Below are 15357 nucleotides of genomic sequence, written 5' to 3'. Positions count from 1 at the left end.
CGTCACCCGGCGCGAGCGGTCCCCCGGAAGGTTTCCGGACCGGAAGCCCTCAGTCGACCTCGGCCAGCGCCTGCGCGAACTGTGCCTTGTACAGGCGCGCGTAGGCCCCGTCCGCCGCCAGCAGGTCGGTGTGGGTGCCCTGCTCGACGATCGAGCCGTTCTCCATCACCAGGATCGTGTCGGCGTCCCGGATGGTCGACAGCCGGTGCGCGATGACGAACGACGTACGCCCGTGCGCCAGCTTCGCCATCGCCTTCTGGATCAGCACCTCGGTGCGCGTGTCGACGGAGCTGGTGGCCTCGTCGAGCACCAGGATCGTCGGGTCGGACAGGAACGCCCGCGCGATGGTGATCAGCTGCTTCTCACCGGCGCTGACCCCGCTGCCCTCGTCGTCGATCACCGTGTCGTAACCGTCGGGAAGGGTACGGACGAACCGGTCGGCGTGCGCGGCCCGCGCCGCCTCCTCGATCTCGCCGCGGGTGACCTCGCCCGACGCCCCGTACGCGATGTTCTCCGCGATGGTGCCGCCGAACAGCCAGGTGTCCTGGAGCACCATGCCGATGCCCGCCCGCAGTTCGTCGCGGGACATCCTCGCTATGTCGACGCCGTCGAGGGTGATGCGCCCGCCCGAGACGTCGTAGAACCGCATGAGCAGGTTCACCAGCGTCGTCTTGCCGGCGCCCGTCGGGCCGACGATGGCGACCGTGTGGCCGGGCTCCACCGTCAGGGACAGGTCCTCGATCAGCGGCTTCTCCGGGTCGTACCGGAAGGACACGCCCTCCAGCGCCACCCGCCCGCGCAGCTCCGCGGGCTGCTCGGCCGCCACCGGGTCCGCCTCCTGCTCCTCCGCGTCCAGGAGTTCGAAGACCCGCTCGGCCGAGGCGACGCCCGACTGCACCAGGTTCGCCATCGAGGCGAGCTGCGTCAGCGGCATCGAGAACTGGCGCGAGTACTGGATGAACGCCTGCACGTCACCGATGGACAGGGAACCCGACGCCACGCGCAGCCCGCCGACCACGGCGACCAGTACATAGTTGAGGTTCGACACGAACATCATCAGCGGCTGCATGACCCCGCTGTTGAACTGCGCCTTGAACCCGGCCTCGTACAGCGCGTCGTTCTGCTCGGCGAACTGCTGCGCCGACTCCTCCTGGCGGCCGAAGACCTTCACCAGGGTGTGGCCGGTGTACATCTCCTCGATGTGGGCGTTGAGCTTGCCGGTGGAGCGCCACTGCTGCACGAAGTGCGGCTGCGACCGCTTGCCCACCCGGGTGGCGACGACCGCCGACAGCGGCACCGTGACGAGCGCGACCAGGGCCAGGATCCACGACACCCAGAACATCATCGCCAGCACGCCGATGACGGTCAGCAGCGAGTTGATCAGCTGGCCCATCGACTGCTGGAGCGTTTGCCCGATGTTGTCGATGTCGTTGGTGGCGCGGGACAGCACCTCGCCGCGCTGACGCTTGTCGAAGTACGACAGCGGCAGCCGGGACAGCTTCGTCTGCACGTCCTCGCGCATCCGGAACATGGTGCGGTTGACGGTCTTGTTGACCAGCCGCGTCGCCACCGCCATCAGCAGACCGGCGACCAGGAACACCCCGACCGCGAACAGCAGGACCTCGCCGACCGAGCCGAAGTCGATGCCCTTGCCGGGCGTGAAGTCGGTGCTCCTGAGCATGTCGGCGACACTGCCCTCGCCGCGCTCCCGCATCGAGTCGAGGACCTGCTCCTTGCTCGCCCCGGCCGGCATCTGCCGTCCGACGATGCCCGCGAAGACCAGGTCGGTGGCCTTGCCGAGGATCTTCGGCCCGACCACGCTGAGGCCGACGCTCAGCGTCACGCAGGCCAGCATCGCGTAGAGGGTGAACCGCTCCGGCTTGAACTGGGCGAGCAGCCGCCTGCCGGACACCTTGAAGTCCAGCGAGTGGCTGTCGGGACCGGTGCCGGCCATCATGCGCCCCATGGGCCCGGCCATCAGGCAGCCTCCGCTTCCGTGAGCTGGGAGAGCACGATCTCCCGGTAGGTCTCGTTGTCAGCCATCAGCTCGCTGTGGGTGCCCGTGCCGACGACCAGGCCCTCGTCGAGGACGATGATCCGGTCGGCGTCGCGGATGGTGGCCACCCGCTGGGCGACGATCACCACGGTCGCCTCGGCGGTCTCCCGCCCGAGCGCCGCCCGCAGCGCCGCGTCGGTGGCGTAGTCGAGGGCGGAGAAGGAGTCGTCGAAGAGGTAGATCTCCGGCTGCTGCACGAGCGTCCGGGCGATCGCGAGCCGCTGCCGCTGACCACCGGAGACGTTCGTCCCGCCCTGCGCGATGGGGGAGTCGAGGCCGTTCTCCAGCTTGCTCACGAAGTCCTTGGCCTGCGCCACCTCCAGCGCGTGCCACAGCTCCTCGTCGGTGGCGTCCGGATTGCCGTAGCGCAGATTGGTGGCGACCGTGCCCGCGAACAGGTACGGCTTCTGCGGTACGAGTCCGACGGTCTTCGCCAGCAGCACCGGCTCGACCTCGTCGACGGCCACCCCGTCGACGAGCACCTCGCCCTCGGTGGCGTCGAACAGCCGCGGCACCAGCCCGAGCAGCGTGGACTTGCCGCTGCCGGTCGAGCCGATCACGGCCGTCGTCTCGCCCGGCCGCGCCACGAGCTCGATGGACTTCAGGACGGGCTCCTCGGCGCCGGGATAGCGGAATCCGGCCCCCCGGATCTCCAGATGCCCGTGCCGCCGCAGCTCGGTGACGGGGGCCACCGGCGGAACCACGGACGACGAGGTGTCCAGCACCTCCTGGATGCGCTCGGCGCACACCTCCGCGCGCGGCACCATCATGAACATGAAGGTGGCCATCATCACGGACATGACGATCTGCATGAGGTAGGCGAGGAAGGCGGTCAGATCGCCGATCTGCATCTCCCCGCTGTCGATCCGGTGGGCGCCGAACCACACCACGGCGATCGACGACAGGTTCACCGTGGTCATGACCACCGGGAACATCAGCGCCAGCAGGTTGCCGGTCTTCAGCGAGATGCCCGTGAGGTCGCTGTTGGCGTTCCGGAACCGCTGCTGCTCGTACTCGTCGCGGACGAAGGCCCGGATCACCCGGTTGCCGGTGATCTGCTCACGCAGCACCCGGTTCACGGTGTCCAGCTTCACCTGCATGGACCGGAACAACGGCCGCAGCCGGCGCACGATCAGCGTCACGCAGATGCCCAGCACCGGCACCACGGCGACGAGCACCGCTGACAGCGGCACGTCCAGGCCGAGCGCCAGCACGACCCCGCCCACGCACATGATGGGCGCCGACACCATCAGCGTGAACGTCATCAGGGCCAGCATCTGGACCTGCTGGACGTCGTTCGTCGTCCGGGTGATCAGCGAGGGGGCGCCGAACTGGCCGACCTCGCGGGCGGAGAAGGACTGCACCCGGTCGAAGACCGCCGCCCGCACGTCCCGGCCGAGCGCGGAAGCGGTTCTGGCGCCGTAGTACACGGCGCCGATGTTGCACACGACCTGCGCCAGCGAGATGGCGATCATCACGCCGCCGAAGGACAGGATGTATCCGGTGTCCCCCTCGACGACACCGTTGTCGATGATGTGCGCGTTCAGCGTGGGCAGGTAGAGGGTGGCGCAGGTCTGGAGGAACTGCAGCGCCACCAGCAGGGCGATGGGTTTCTTGTAGGGCCTGAGATAGGTCCGTAGTAGTCGTATGAGCACGCTACGTCTCTCGGAGTCGGCGGGGAGGAGCAGGGGAGGGGCATTGGTTGCCCCTGGCCCCTATCGTTGAACACTCCACCCGCGTTACCTCAACTGATTAAGCTGAGAGCAGTGGTTTTACGGCCGTCTGTGCAAGCCGGATGCACACCCGTACACCCGATGCGCCCCACGCACCCGATGCGCCCGCTACGCCCCGTGCGCTCCTGCCCGCGGAACGCTTCGCTCCGTCCGCGACGACGCTTCGCTCTATCCGCGGAACGCTCCCGGATGCGTCTGCTCCCGCACCGACACGTACTGCTGCCGCACCGCCTGCCCGACGGCCAGCTCCTCGCCCGGGTCCAGGACCTGCGCGGTGGCTCCCTGCCAGGCCGGCGGCGTCCGCGGGTCGAGGGTGCCCTGCGACGCTCCGAGCGCCCACGCGGCCTGCCGGGCGGCCCCGATCGCCGCGTAGTCCGCCGGCTGCGGCACGACGACCTGCGCGCCGAACAGCGCGGGCGCCGCCGCCTGCACGGCCGGCAGCTCGGCCGCCGCCCCCAGCAGGAAGATGCGCCGCACGTCCACGCCCCGGCCGCGCAGCACGTCGAGCGCGTCCGCGAGCCCGCACAACATGCCCTCGAATGCGGCCCGCGCGAAGTGCTCGGGCTTCATCGACTCGCGGCGCAGACCCGCCAGCGTCCCGGCCGTGTGCGGCAGGTTCGGCGTCCGCTCGCCCTCCAGGTAGGGCAGCATGACCAGCCCGTGCGATCCCGGCGTCGACTTCATCGCCAGGTCCGACAGCGCCTCCAGATCCGGCGCCCCGATCAGCTCGGCGGCCCCGCGCAGGGTCCGTACGGCGTTCAGGGTGGTGACGACCGGCAGGTGCATGCCCGTCGCGTCGGCCAGCGAGGTGATCATCCCGCTCTGGTCGATGAGCGCCTCGTGGTGCACGGCCATCACGGACCCGGAGGCGCCGAGGGAGACGACCGCGTCCCCGTGTCCGATTCCCAGCCCCAGGGCCGCGGCCATGGTCTCGCCGGTCCCGGCGGAGATCAGCAGCCCCTCCGGCGTCGTACCGGCCGCGTCGGACGGCCCGATCACCTCGGGAAGCATGGCCTGGTGACCGAGCGCCAGCTCGACGAGATCTGGCCGGTAACCGCCGGTGGCGGCGGACCAGTACCCGGTCCCGGAGGCCCCGCCGCGATCGGTGGTCCTGCGCGCGGGCCGCCCCAGGAGCTGCCACACCAGCCAGTCGTGGGCCTGGAGCAGCACGGCGGTCCGGGCGGCGGCGTCCGGTTCGTTCTTCGCCAGCCAGCGCAGCTTGGTCACCGGCTGAGCGGCCTGCGGGACGCATCCCACCGCCTGCGCCCATGCCTCGCGCCCGCCGACCGCGTCGATCAGATCAGCTGCCGCGACCTGCGCCCGCTTGTCCCCGCCGACCATCGCGGGGCGCACGGTGTTGCCCTGTGAGTCCAGCGGCACGACGGCGTTCTGCTGCGAGGACACGCCGATGGCCTGCACCCCCTCGAGCAGCCCGCCGCCCGCGGCCTCGCCCAGGGACAGCAGCCAGGCCTGCGGATCGACATCGGAGGGCCGCCCTCCCGCACTCTCGGCGCCTTCCATCGGATGCGGCGCATACCCCTGCCGGAGCACGGCTCCGGTGTCCGCGTCGCAGACGACGATACGAGTGAAATCGGGTGAACTGTCCAACCCGGCGACTATCCCCATGGCGAAAATTCTGCCGCACGCGCCGCTCGGGTTGGGCCGCGGAGACCCCAGGGGTGCCCCGCTGCTGCCGAACGCGGGGCGTTGTCGCTGGTGGGAGCCCCCGCGACGGAGCCGTATATGTCACATCCCCGCGGCCCCGGGACGGCCCTCCCGGCGTCTCGAAGGCGCCGCTAGGTGTTGCTGGTGCCCCAGTCGTCCCCACCCGCGCCGTTGCTGTTGCGGTCGCGCAGGGACCGCACCCGGCCCGCAACCGATTCGGGCATCCGGTCGCCGACCTTGTCGCTCACCGCGTGGTAGGCCTTGCCCGCGTACTGGCGGCCCTGCTGGGCGGCGGTCTCGGCGGTGTTGCGCACGGCGGGGTTCTGGGTGACCTGCCGCGCGGACTTCTTCAACTGCTCGTAGCGCTCGCGCCCGGCACGCGTGCCCAGTACGTAACCCAGAGCCAGCCCGACGACGAACGTGAGCTTGTAGCGCATGACGGCCATCCTCTCCTTGCGTTGTCCCTGGCACGACATGGGCGCCGGGGGGAACCGATTGGCGGAGCACCCCCCTGCTTGCGCTAATGTATGTGTCGCAGAGAGCGAGCGCCCCCTGGCGAATACCCAGGTGAGCACGTTCGATGCAAACGAGGCATTCCCCTGTAGCTCAATTGGCAGAGCAGCCGGCTGTTAACCGGCAGGTTACTGGTTCGAGTCCAGTCGGGGGAGCTCGGTCCCCTGTAGCTCAATTGGCAGAGCAGCCGGCTGTTAACCGGCAGGTTACTGGTTCGAGTCCAGTCGGGGGAGCATCGTGAACGAGGGCCCCATGGGGGTCCTTTTTCATGTCGGCGGGAACCGTGCAGGCCAGGGGCGCTGTCCTCATGGTCGTGCAAGGTCGACCAGCCGGAGCGTGAGATCGTATGAGCGGCTATGCTGCGGCAGACGGCGCGCACACATGTACGCGACACGCCGCGATGGGGCGGTAGCTCAGCCGGTTAGAGCAGCGGACTCATAATCCGTCGGCCGTGGGTTCGAGTCCCACCCGCCCCACCTGCGCAGGCTCGTGACCTGCGGAAACGTTCCTCGTTGGGTGTTGGAGCGTCAACTACCGCTAAACGGACCGAATCCGCTGCTCGCGAGTTCGACGGCGGGCGGCGGGTGGCGGTAGGCATTGCGCCGACCTGCGTGAATGCGCCGGAGCGTGGTGGGGGAGGAGTCCAAGAGAGCGGCCTCAGCGAGGAGCCGGAGGCGTCATTGAGGACGCTGTCTGCCTTCGAGGTCACCTCAAGGGCAGCGTGCACGGTGCGGGTCCAGTGCCGTAGCTGCCTGGCACCCATCCGAAGTGCCCGTCCTCGGCTACCCGGGACCGAGAGCAAGGGTCACGAGCAAGGTTGACGAACGGTACGGGCCGGGGGTGAGTTCCCTGGTTGGCCGATCATTCCCGTGGCTCGGGCGCTCGGGCTTCGGCTGAGTCCTCGACAGGCCGTTGCCACGGGCCACCCCGTTCCTCATCGCCGACTGTGCGGCTGTGGAGGCTCTACTGCCTGAGGTCGATCGTGCGGACCGGCTGTCCCGTGGTGCGGGCGATGGTGTCGAAGTCGTGGTCGCAGTGGAGCAGTGTGAGCCCCGCTTCCTCGGCGGCGGCAGCCACTAGGAGGTCGACGGGGCCCGCGCTGCGGTGCTCACCCTTGGCGGTCAGCTGTTCCTGGACGACGCGGGAGCGGCGGTAGACGCCGTCCGGCATGGGGCACCAGACGTAGTGGGCGTCGAGCGCCGCCTTCACACGCGTACGGTCTGCGGCCGAACGGGCTGAGTAAAGGACCTCGAGTTCGGTGATGTCGCAGATCGCGACGAGGCCGGCGCCGATCCTGTCATCCCAGTCGGCCGTGTTCTGGCGGAGCAGGACGCGGGCGAGCGCGGAGGTGTCGATGAGGTAATCGGCGACGGTCACTCATGCGCTCCGGTGTCGGAGGCGGCGTCGGCTGTGCTCGTGGGCCGGTACTTGCTCTTGTCCAGGAGGAGGTCCATGTCCAGCGCGCCGTCGGTCACCAGCTCGCGGGCTTCGTCGAGCGCGCGCAGACGCCTATAACGGGCCGTGACTTCCCGCAGCGCGGTGTTGATGGTCTCGCGCTTGGTGGTGGTGCCGAGTTCCTTGGCCGCTTCTTCCAGGGCCTCGTCGTCGAGGTCGATCACGGTACGACTCATGGGTGCCCTCCCGTATATATCAACTGGAGTATACCAAGATACAAGATCTTTTGTATATGGTCCGTCGGTGGCAGGCGGCAGAGGTCCTGGCTTGTCAAGACTGCTGCTGAGGCTCCCCTGACAGCGGGGCGAGCCTCAGCGGGTTGGAAGGGCAATCCGCTGCCGACGAACCACGGACAGCGGAAAGTCGATCACTCCGGCACAGTGACGAAGACGCCCGCTCGCGCGGGACCTGAACCGCAAAGCCGGCCTCGCTGCCGTGGCGACAACCCGATACCGGGCAATCAGCCGCGTGGCCACCACCTCCCACTCACCCGCATGACCGGCCAAGCCGTGCAGCAGCACGACCGGCTCCCCCGGCCCGCCCCGGTCCCGGCAGACAAGCCGAACCCCGTCGCGCACCACCACACGCTCGGACCGCCCCCAGGAATCGTCTCGCCCCGATCATGCCCCGACAGCCACGAGCCGCGCTCAAGGCCGCCCTTCTCGAAGGCGCGCCGCCGTGAAGCACCGGCCACGTCCGCGGTGACGGTGCCCTGCGACCGCAGGGGGCAACTGCCACTGTCAGACCCAGGTGGCAGCATCACCGAAGTGAACGCCCTGAGGCGTCCTCAACTCACCTCCGTAGCAAACGAAGAGGAGCATTCCCCTTGCGACTGCATCGCGTAGCGCCCGGCATTGCCGCGGGCATCCTCGCCCCGGCCCTCCTGCTCGCCACCCCGTCCTTCGCCGCCACGGCGGCACCGACCGCGGTGCCGGCGCCCGCGGTGTCCTCGTCCGCGGACGAGCCGGACGCCGACGACCTGAGGGTGGCCATAGTCCGGATCCTCGCCGACCCGGACAGCGGCCGGCGTGTGACACGAGAAGCCAACGCCCTCCTGGACGCCAACGACCCCGAGGCGATGCGCGCCTGGCTGGAGACCGGCTACCGGATAGCCCAGGCCGAGGACGACCGCGTCGCCATCGCCCGCATCCTCGCCGACCCGTCCATCAGCCCGGCCCTGCGCGCGGCAGCCAACGCCGCCCTCGACGACAACACACCCGAAGCACTGCGCCACTTCCTGGAAGTCGGCAGACACCAGGTCGCCTGACCGGCACGGTGCCGCACCACAGCGCGTCGCCCGGGTGGCACCCCCTGCCGCACGCCCGGTCGCCCGAACGCCGAGAATCCGGGCGGGGCCGCCTGCACCTCTGTGTGCCGGCGGCCCCGCCCGGCAGGCCCTGTGCCGGCTCGGCGCCCTCCGCAGAGCTCTGTGGTCTCGCCGCCCGGTGCGGCATGGGCCACTGACACTTCCGACAGCAGAAAGCACATTCTTCGATGACCACCACACAGCCCCTACGCACCGAGCGCAGCGGTCCGCAGACCGCTTCCGTCGTGGCCGACCTGCCGTTCAAGCCTCAGCTCGTCAAAGCGGTGTTCAGGGACGTGACCTCGTTGCACGTCTCCCGGCCGGCCGCGTGGGCCGCCGCGTCGGTGACGCGGACCGTGCTGACGGAGATCATCGACGGCGCGAGAAGCGCGGCGGCCGAGGAGGCCAGGACGAGGCTGATTCCCAAGGACCTCATCTCGGCGATCGACCGGAACGTCGAGGTGGAGGTGGGATCGGCGTGGTACTTGCACAGCCCGACCTTCCACGGCCTGATGGGCGAGGTGCGCAACGCCGATGGTGCGCTCGTGTCCCTTCGTGAGCGCCGCGGGGCGCGTACACCGAGTGGTGTGGCCGGCGCCCACCGGTTCGAGGCCGGGGTGAGAAGGCTGCTGGGGAGCCGGGGGGTGAGGGCCGTCCCGGCGATGGTCCGCGACCTGGACGGAATCGCGAGCGTGTTCCTGACGGCCCTGGCCCGGGACGCGGCCAAGGTCGTCCGCGAGGCCGGGGTCAAGCGGTTCGGGACGGTCAGTCTGGTGGTGCCGGGCGAGCCGGCCCCGGCCCCGCTGCTCAAGGACCCCCTCCTCGCCCTGTCCACCCGCCGCGGGGACGGGCGGACTGTCGGCGGGGACGACGTCCTGGCCGCCGTCACGATGCAGCTGTTCGGCGATCTCAGACAACGCGCCACCACCGAGGCAGCCGAGATGACACGGAACACGTCGGCCAACTGATCGGGCCCGCCGCTGCGCTCTGCCCACTGCGCACGGTTCCCACGTGTGCGGCTCCCGGAATCCGCCGCCCGCATTCGGCTCCGGTCGGCTCGCGAGAACGGGCTCGTCGCATGGGCGCGGACCGCCGGCCGCAGGCACCCCACGGGGAAGGCCTCCCTTAAATGGCCGTGTTGAGGACGCGTTGAGGACACAAGGACAGGAACAGACCGACAAAGATCAGCTGATCCCAACGCTGAAGAGCGCGTCTGACCTGCAGGAACGCCATGGATCGGCGTAGAGACGCCAGGACCGCCAAGATCCCCTCGGGACGCTGGCAGGACACCGGGAATGGGCGTGGCGTCACCATCGGCTCCGCCCGGCCGCGCCGTCACGGCGGCAGGACTGGCGCACCGATCAGTCCGTCCTCGTCGACGGTGAGGAACGCGGGATGGAGAGGGCCTGTTCGGCCCAGATCGTCTTGCCGGTGGACGTCTGGCGGGTGCCCCAGCCCCGGGTGAGCTGGGCGACGAGGAGCAGGCCGCGGCCGCCCTCGTCGAAGGTGCGGGCGCGGCGCAGGTGGGGGGTGGTGTTGCTGGCGTCGGAGACCTCGCAGATGAGGTTGCGGTCGAGGATGAGCCGGAGCTGGATGGGGGCGCCGCCGTAGCGGATGGCGTTGGTGACGAGTTCGCTGACAACCAGTTCGGTGACGAAGGCGGCCTCGTCCAGGCCCCAGGCGTCCAGCTGCCGGGTGGCCTTCTTACGCGCCTCGGCGACCGCTGAGGGATCGGGCGGCACGTCCCAGGTGGCGACATGGGCCGCGTCCAAGGCGCAGGTGCGGGCTATCAGCAGCGCCACGTCATCGGTGGGGTGGTCCGGGAGAAGTGCCTGGAGCACGGTGTCGCAGGTGCTCTCCAACGACTGAGCCGGCCGGGCCAGCACCTTGCGCAGCACGTCGAAACCTTCGTCGATGTCGCGGCCACGGGCCTCGATGAGGCCGTCGGTGAACAGCGCGAGGAGGCTGCCTTCGGGCAGCTCGATCTCGGCGACTTCGAAGGGCAGGCCGCCCAGCCCCAGCGGCGGGCCGGCAGGGATGTCGGGGAATTCCACGGCGCCGTCCGGGGTCACCAGCGCGGGTACGGGGTGGCCCGCGCGAGCCAGTGTGCAGCGCCGGGAGACCGGGTCGTAGACGGCGTACAGGCAGGTCGCGCCGATGTCGCCGACGGTGTCGGCCGCGCTTTCGCCCTCGGCGGACATGCGGATGACCATGTCGTCCAGGTGGGTCAGCAGTTCGTCGGGCGGGAGGTCGACATCGGCAAGGGTGCGCACGGCGGTACGCAGTCGTCCCATGGCGGCCGAGGCCTGGATGCCGTGGCCGACGACGTCGCCGACGACGAGCGCGACCCGGGCGCCGGACAACGGGATCACGTCGAACCAGTCGCCGCCGACGCCGGCCTGCGTGCTGGCGGGGAGGTAGCGGGAGGCGACGTCGACGGCGGCCTGCGGGGGCAGCCGTTGCGGCAGGAGACTGCTTTGCAGGGTGAGGGAGGTGAGGCGCTCGCGGGTGTAGCGGCGGGCGTTGTCGATGCAGACGGCGGCCCTGGCGGTGATCTCCTCGCCCAGAAGCAGGTCGTCCCGCTCGAAGGGTTCCGGGCGCCGGTGGCGGGAGAACGTCGCCACGCCGAGGGTGATGCCGCGGGCGCGCATCGGCACGGCCAGCACCGAGTGGAAGCCGAAGCGCCGCATCTGCTCAGCCCGGTCCGGGGCCTGCCTCGCCACCTGGTCGATCACGGGGACGGTCACGTTCTCGATCAGCGGCCGGCCGCTGGTCAGGCACCTGGCCGCGGTCGACTCGTCCGGGTAGGCGGCCACCGTTCCGCGGCTCACCACGACCTCGGGGCAGCCTTCCAGGACGGACTGGTAGGCGACACGGCGCAGCATGACGGGGCTGGGCGGCGAGCCGGCGAGTGGGTCGTCGCCGCCTTCGATGGCGGGAAGCAGGTCGACGGTGACGAAGTCCGCGAGGTGCGGGATGGCCACATCGGCGAGTTCCTGTGCGGTCCGGGCGAGGTCCAGGGTGCTGCCGATGCGGATGCTGGCCTCGTTGAGCAGGGCCAGGCGCCCTCGGGCCAGGTGCTCCTCAGTCACGTCGTGTGCGGAAAGCAGCACTCCCCGTATCGCCCCCTCGGTGTCCCGCACGGGTGTGAGCGAAGTCGTCCAGACGCTCTCGCTCTCTTGGCCCGCGAGGTGCAGGGACTGCTGTAGATGCTGCTGTTCACCGGTCTCCAGCGCCCGCCGCATGCACTGTTCCGTCCGGTCGCTCTCCGGATCGACCACGATCTCCGATACACGCAGCCCCTGCATCGCCGCTTCGGGCAGGCCGATCACACGCTCCATGTCCGTGTTCGCCCGCCGCAGCCGCAGGCCGATGTCGTAGAGCGCCGTGGTGAACGGGGACCGGGTGAACGCCCACATCACCAGCGCGTCGTCCTGGAGCGGCGACGACGGCCGGGCCAGGGGGGAGACCAGGAGCCACTCGCCGGCCCCCCCGCCCTCGCGGTGGGGCGCCCGACGGTGGGCCAGCAGGTTCACTGCGAGGCGGTGGCCGTCCCGGTGCAGGAGAGCGGCCGTCCCGTTCCACCTCGACAGCGTCTTCAGGGAGCGCAGCGTCTCGGCGGGCGGCTCCCCGGGGAGCAACGATGCGGCGGGCCGGCCGATGACCTCCGCGGACCGGTATCCGAGCAGCCGCCGTGCTCCCTCGCTCCACCCGGTCACGATGCCGTTCGGATCCATGCAGGCTCTGGCCGTGGCCGACTCGTCGATGGGGTCGTCCGGCCGCCACGCCGCCCGGTCGTCGCCGGCGGTGTCAGAACCCGTCATCGCGTTCATCCGCCCTCACCTCGGTCTTTCCACTGTGTGTCCCGGCCCGGCCACCCGAGCAGCCGACGGGGAGTGGTTGGACATATATGCTCAATAAGGCCATAAGCGTAAAAGAGATACCAATGTGAAAAGAGATACCAATGTATCGGGGCTGGAGCGGCGTGCCATGACTTCCACCGGGGAGGAGACGTGGCCGGACGTGTCCGACTGGACCGGGAAGATCTACAGCGGCGGTTGGCGGCAGTCCGAGGGCGGAGTTCAGCAGGTGAACGAACCTGCCACCGGAGAGCGGCTGGCGGAGGTGGGTGTGGCAGGGCCCGCGGACGTCGCCAGGGCCGGGGCTATGGCCGCCCGAGCTCAGCGGGCCTGGGCCGAGACGGCACCCCAGCAGCGTGCCGAGGTCCTGCTCCGCGCCGCCCGGGCACTGAGCGACAACAGCGGGGCGGTACGCGAGTGGATCGTCAGGGAGTCCGCAGGCGTCCCGGCGAAGGGCGACTACGAGATCGCGGCCGGACTCAGCCAGCTGGCACAGGCCGCCGGACTCGCATCGCTGCCCCGCGGCGAGATCCTGAGCCCGTCGGCACCTGGACGGACCAGTTACGCATGGCGGGTACCGCTGGGGGTGGTCGGCGTCATCAACCCCTGGAACGCCCCCCTGCTGTTCGCCATGCGGGCCCTGGCACCCGCGCTCGTGCTGGGCAACGCCGTCCTGCTCAAGCCCGATCCCCACACACCGGTGTCCGGCGGTGTCGTCGTGGCGCGGCTGTTCGAGGAGGCCGGACTGCCCGAGGGGCTGCTCCATGTGCTGCCCGGAGGCCCCGGCACCGGTGAGGCGGTCGTGGCTGATCCCCACGTCGCCATGGTCGTGTTCACCGGCTCCACCGAGGCGGGACGGGCGGTCGCCCGCGCCGCGGCCGACGGGCTCAAGCGGGTGGCCCTGGAACTGGGTGGCAAGAACTCGATCGTCGTGCTCGATGACGCGGACATCGACTCCGCCGTGGCAGCCGGGGCGATGAGTTCCTTCGGCTATCAGGGGCAGGCCTGCGTCGCCGCCGGACGTCATCTGGTGCACGCCGACGTCGTGGAGCCTTACACCGAGGCACTGATCAGGCAGGCCAAGGAACTGCGGGTCGGCGACCCCCGGGAGGAGGGTGTGGCCCTCGGTCCTGTGATCAGCGAGCGCCAGGCCGCGAGGATCGAACGCATCGTGGACGCGAGCGTGGCCGCCGGTGCACGGCTGCTGGCAGGCGGACGCCGCGACGGGCTGTTCTACCCGCCCACCGTCCTGGACCACGTCGAGCGGACCATGCCCGCCTTCACCGAGGAGATCTTCGGGCCTGTCGCCCCCGTCGTCGCGTTCCGTACCGACCAGGAGGCCGTCGAGATCGCCAACGACACCGAGTACGGCCTGACGGCGGCTGTGCACTCCCGGTCGGCGTCGCGGGCCGCGGTCATTGCCGAGCAGTTGCGCACCGGCATGGTGCACCTCAACGACGTGTCTGCCAAGGACGCCGCGAACGCCCCCTTCGGCGGGATGGGAGCATCCGGCAACGGCTCCCGCATCGGTGGCACCGCCAACCTGGAGCAGTTCACCCAGTGGCGCTGGATGACGGTCCGGCGTTCCGCGTAGTTGCGCGGTGACGATCGACCACCCACAGGGCGATTTGCGGCCCGAGCAACTGCCAGGAACCCATACCGAAGAGCGCCATGTCAGCGAGCCGACTTCAGGTCACGCTTCCTGCAGCGCGGGGACAGGGAGCTCGCCCGAGCCCCGGACGATCAGACGGGTGGGAACGGTGATGGTGCGGGCGCGGGTGCGGTCGCCGTCCAGGCGGGTCAGCGCGGTGGCCGCGGCGGTTCTGCCGAGTTCCTCCGGGTCCTGGGCGACGACGGTCAGGGCCGGCTCGAGTGCCTCGGCGAGCGACACGTCGTCGAAGGCGACGACGGCGACGTCCTTGCGCCTGCTGCGGGCCAGTTCGGCGACGATGCCCAGGGCCATGATGTTGTTGCCGGCGAACAGGGCGGTGGGGGGATCGGCCAGGCCGAGGAGTTGGGCGGTCGCGGCCTCGGCTCCCTGCTGGTCGTGGGCGTTGGTGACCAGCGCGCGGTCGTAGGGAGTGTCGGCTTCCTCCAGTGCCGAGCGGTAGCCGGCCAGACGTTCGCGCCGGGTGTACAGCTTCGGGGGCAGGTCGCCGACGAAGCCGATGCGCCGGTGTCCGTGGGCGACGAGGTGGGCGACGCCGTCGTGGGCTCCGGCCCGGTTGGAGCTGACGATGCTGTCGGTGGCGAGGCCGACTCCGGGTCGGTCCAGGAAGATCACGGGCAGTCCCGCCGTACGGTGGGACTTGAGGTGGGAGTGGTCGGCGCCGACGGACGGTACGACTATCAGGATGCTGACGCGGCGGGCGAGGAACTTGTCCGTCAGGGCGCGTTCGCGCTCGGGGTCGTCCGCGGAGGAGCCCATGAGCAGGGTCAGTCCGCGTTCGCGGACGGTGTCCTCGATGGCGCGGGCCACGGCTCCGAAGAAGGGGTTGGCGAGGTCGGGGATGACCAGGCCGATGGTGGTGTCCGGGCCGCCGACGCGGATGTTGCGGGCCATGAGGTTCGGCTGGAAACCGAGCTTGGCCACTGCGGCCAGTACCTGTTCCCTGGTCTGCGCGGAGGCGGGTCCGTCCTCGTTGAGGACCCGGGAGACCGTCTTGGCGCTGACGCCGACTTCTCGGGCGACATCGGCCAGGGTGGGGCGGCGGTTCGCTGCCATGGAGGAAACCGTCTCCTGAGGGCTCTCGGTTCCGGCCGCGGCCT

The 15357-nt window shown here is 70.2% G+C and carries 11 protein-coding genes and 3 tRNA genes; 6 read left to right on the top strand and 8 right to left on the bottom strand.

The window, feature by feature from the left end; translation table 11 throughout:
• Window positions 1-49 precede the first annotated feature (49 nt).
• The 4 genes from ACFWBD_RS03330 to ACFWBD_RS03315 form a co-directional block, all read right to left on the bottom strand.
• On the bottom strand, window positions 50-1978 hold the full coding sequence (locus ACFWBD_RS03330; RefSeq protein WP_385661921.1) for an ABC transporter ATP-binding protein: 1929 nt from the start codon (window positions 1976-1978) through the stop codon (window positions 50-52).
• Window positions 1978-3711, bottom strand: a complete 1734-nt coding sequence (locus ACFWBD_RS03325; RefSeq protein WP_385661919.1) for an ABC transporter ATP-binding protein — start codon at window positions 3709-3711, stop codon at window positions 1978-1980. The genes ACFWBD_RS03330 and ACFWBD_RS03325 overlap by 1 nt, the downstream gene beginning before the upstream one ends.
• 246 nt (window positions 3712-3957) lie before the next feature.
• Window positions 3958-5415 (bottom strand): FGGY-family carbohydrate kinase, encoded by a 1458-nt coding sequence (locus ACFWBD_RS03320; protein ID WP_385661916.1) that lies wholly within the window; start codon window positions 5413-5415, stop codon window positions 3958-3960.
• Between the two features lie 170 nt (window positions 5416-5585).
• Entirely contained in the window at window positions 5586-5891 is a 306-nt protein-coding gene (locus ACFWBD_RS03315; RefSeq protein WP_385661914.1) for a YtxH domain-containing protein, read from the bottom strand.
• A gap of 158 nt (window positions 5892-6049) precedes the next feature.
• On the opposite strand from ACFWBD_RS03315, the gene ACFWBD_RS03310 reads away from it, so the two are divergent.
• From ACFWBD_RS03310 to ACFWBD_RS03300, 3 genes are all read left to right on the top strand, one after another.
• Window positions 6050-6122: transfer RNA gene (locus tag ACFWBD_RS03310), tRNA-Asn, on the top strand.
• Window positions 6123-6127: 5 nt separating this feature from the next.
• Window positions 6128-6200, top strand: a tRNA-Asn gene (locus ACFWBD_RS03305).
• Between the two features lie 169 nt (window positions 6201-6369).
• Window positions 6370-6443 (top strand) — tRNA-Ile (locus ACFWBD_RS03300).
• Between the two features lie 487 nt (window positions 6444-6930).
• On the opposite strand, the gene ACFWBD_RS03295 is transcribed toward ACFWBD_RS03300, so the two are convergent.
• The gene (locus ACFWBD_RS03295; protein ID WP_328482038.1) at window positions 6931-7344 is read right to left on the bottom strand and encodes a PIN domain nuclease; all 414 of its coding nucleotides are present in this window, start codon (window positions 7342-7344) and stop codon (window positions 6931-6933) included.
• Window positions 7341-7598, bottom strand: a complete 258-nt coding sequence (locus tag ACFWBD_RS03290; RefSeq protein WP_356252029.1) for a type II toxin-antitoxin system VapB family antitoxin — start codon at window positions 7596-7598, stop codon at window positions 7341-7343. The genes ACFWBD_RS03295 and ACFWBD_RS03290 overlap by 4 nt, the downstream gene beginning before the upstream one ends.
• A 650-nt stretch (window positions 7599-8248) precedes the next feature.
• On the opposite strand from ACFWBD_RS03290, the gene ACFWBD_RS03285 reads away from it, so the two are divergent.
• The gene (locus ACFWBD_RS03285) at window positions 8249-8689 is read left to right on the top strand and encodes an ALF repeat-containing protein (RefSeq protein ID WP_385661910.1); all 441 of its coding nucleotides are present in this window, start codon (window positions 8249-8251) and stop codon (window positions 8687-8689) included.
• A gap of 227 nt (window positions 8690-8916) precedes the next feature.
• Window positions 8917-9696, top strand: a complete 780-nt coding sequence (locus ACFWBD_RS03280) for a hypothetical protein (protein WP_385661908.1) — start codon at window positions 8917-8919, stop codon at window positions 9694-9696.
• Window positions 9697-10089: 393 nt separating this feature from the next.
• Here the strand turns inward: ACFWBD_RS03280 and ACFWBD_RS03275 are convergent, their stop codons facing one another.
• Complete coding sequence (locus tag ACFWBD_RS03275) at window positions 10090-12561, bottom strand: SpoIIE family protein phosphatase (protein WP_385661905.1); 2472 nt, start codon at window positions 12559-12561, stop codon at window positions 10090-10092.
• A 157-nt stretch (window positions 12562-12718) separates the two neighbouring features.
• On the opposite strand from ACFWBD_RS03275, the gene ACFWBD_RS03270 reads away from it, so the two are divergent.
• Window positions 12719-14182 (top strand): benzaldehyde dehydrogenase, encoded by a 1464-nt coding sequence (locus ACFWBD_RS03270; protein WP_385661903.1) that lies wholly within the window; start codon window positions 12719-12721, stop codon window positions 14180-14182.
• 99 nt (window positions 14183-14281) lie between these two features.
• Here the strand turns inward: ACFWBD_RS03270 and ACFWBD_RS03265 are convergent, their stop codons facing one another.
• The gene (locus tag ACFWBD_RS03265; RefSeq protein ID WP_385661901.1) at window positions 14282-15313 is read right to left on the bottom strand and encodes a LacI family DNA-binding transcriptional regulator; all 1032 of its coding nucleotides are present in this window, start codon (window positions 15311-15313) and stop codon (window positions 14282-14284) included.
• Window positions 15314-15357: the final 44 nt, after the last annotated feature.

The organism is Streptomyces sp. NPDC060002 (assembly GCF_042737245.1).
Taxonomy (GTDB): Bacteria; Actinomycetota; Actinomycetes; order Streptomycetales; family Streptomycetaceae; genus Streptomyces.
The sequence above is the reverse complement of the archived record's forward strand: the minus strand, read 5'-3'. Positions and strand labels throughout refer to the sequence as shown.

Coding starts and splice junctions, on each gene's coding strand:
- ACFWBD_RS03330 (WP_385661921.1), bottom strand. CDS start 1,978: ATGGCCGGGCCCATGGGGCGCATGATGGCCGGCACCGGTCCCGACAGC.
- ACFWBD_RS03320 (WP_385661916.1), bottom strand. CDS start 5,415: ATGGGGATAGTCGCCGGGTTGGACAGTTCACCCGATTTCACTCGTATC.
- ACFWBD_RS03315 (WP_385661914.1), bottom strand. CDS start 5,891: ATGCGCTACAAGCTCACGTTCGTCGTCGGGCTGGCTCTGGGTTACGTA.
- ACFWBD_RS03290 (WP_356252029.1), bottom strand. CDS start 7,598: ATGAGTCGTACCGTGATCGACCTCGACGACGAGGCCCTGGAAGAAGCG.
- ACFWBD_RS03280 (WP_385661908.1), top strand. CDS start 8,917: ATGACCACCACACAGCCCCTACGCACCGAGCGCAGCGGTCCGCAGACC.
- ACFWBD_RS03275 (WP_385661905.1), bottom strand. CDS start 12,561: ATGAACGCGATGACGGGTTCTGACACCGCCGGCGACGACCGGGCGGCG.
- ACFWBD_RS03270 (WP_385661903.1), top strand. CDS start 12,719: ATGACTTCCACCGGGGAGGAGACGTGGCCGGACGTGTCCGACTGGACC.
- ACFWBD_RS03265 (WP_385661901.1), bottom strand. CDS start 15,313: ATGGCAGCGAACCGCCGCCCCACCCTGGCCGATGTCGCCCGAGAAGTC.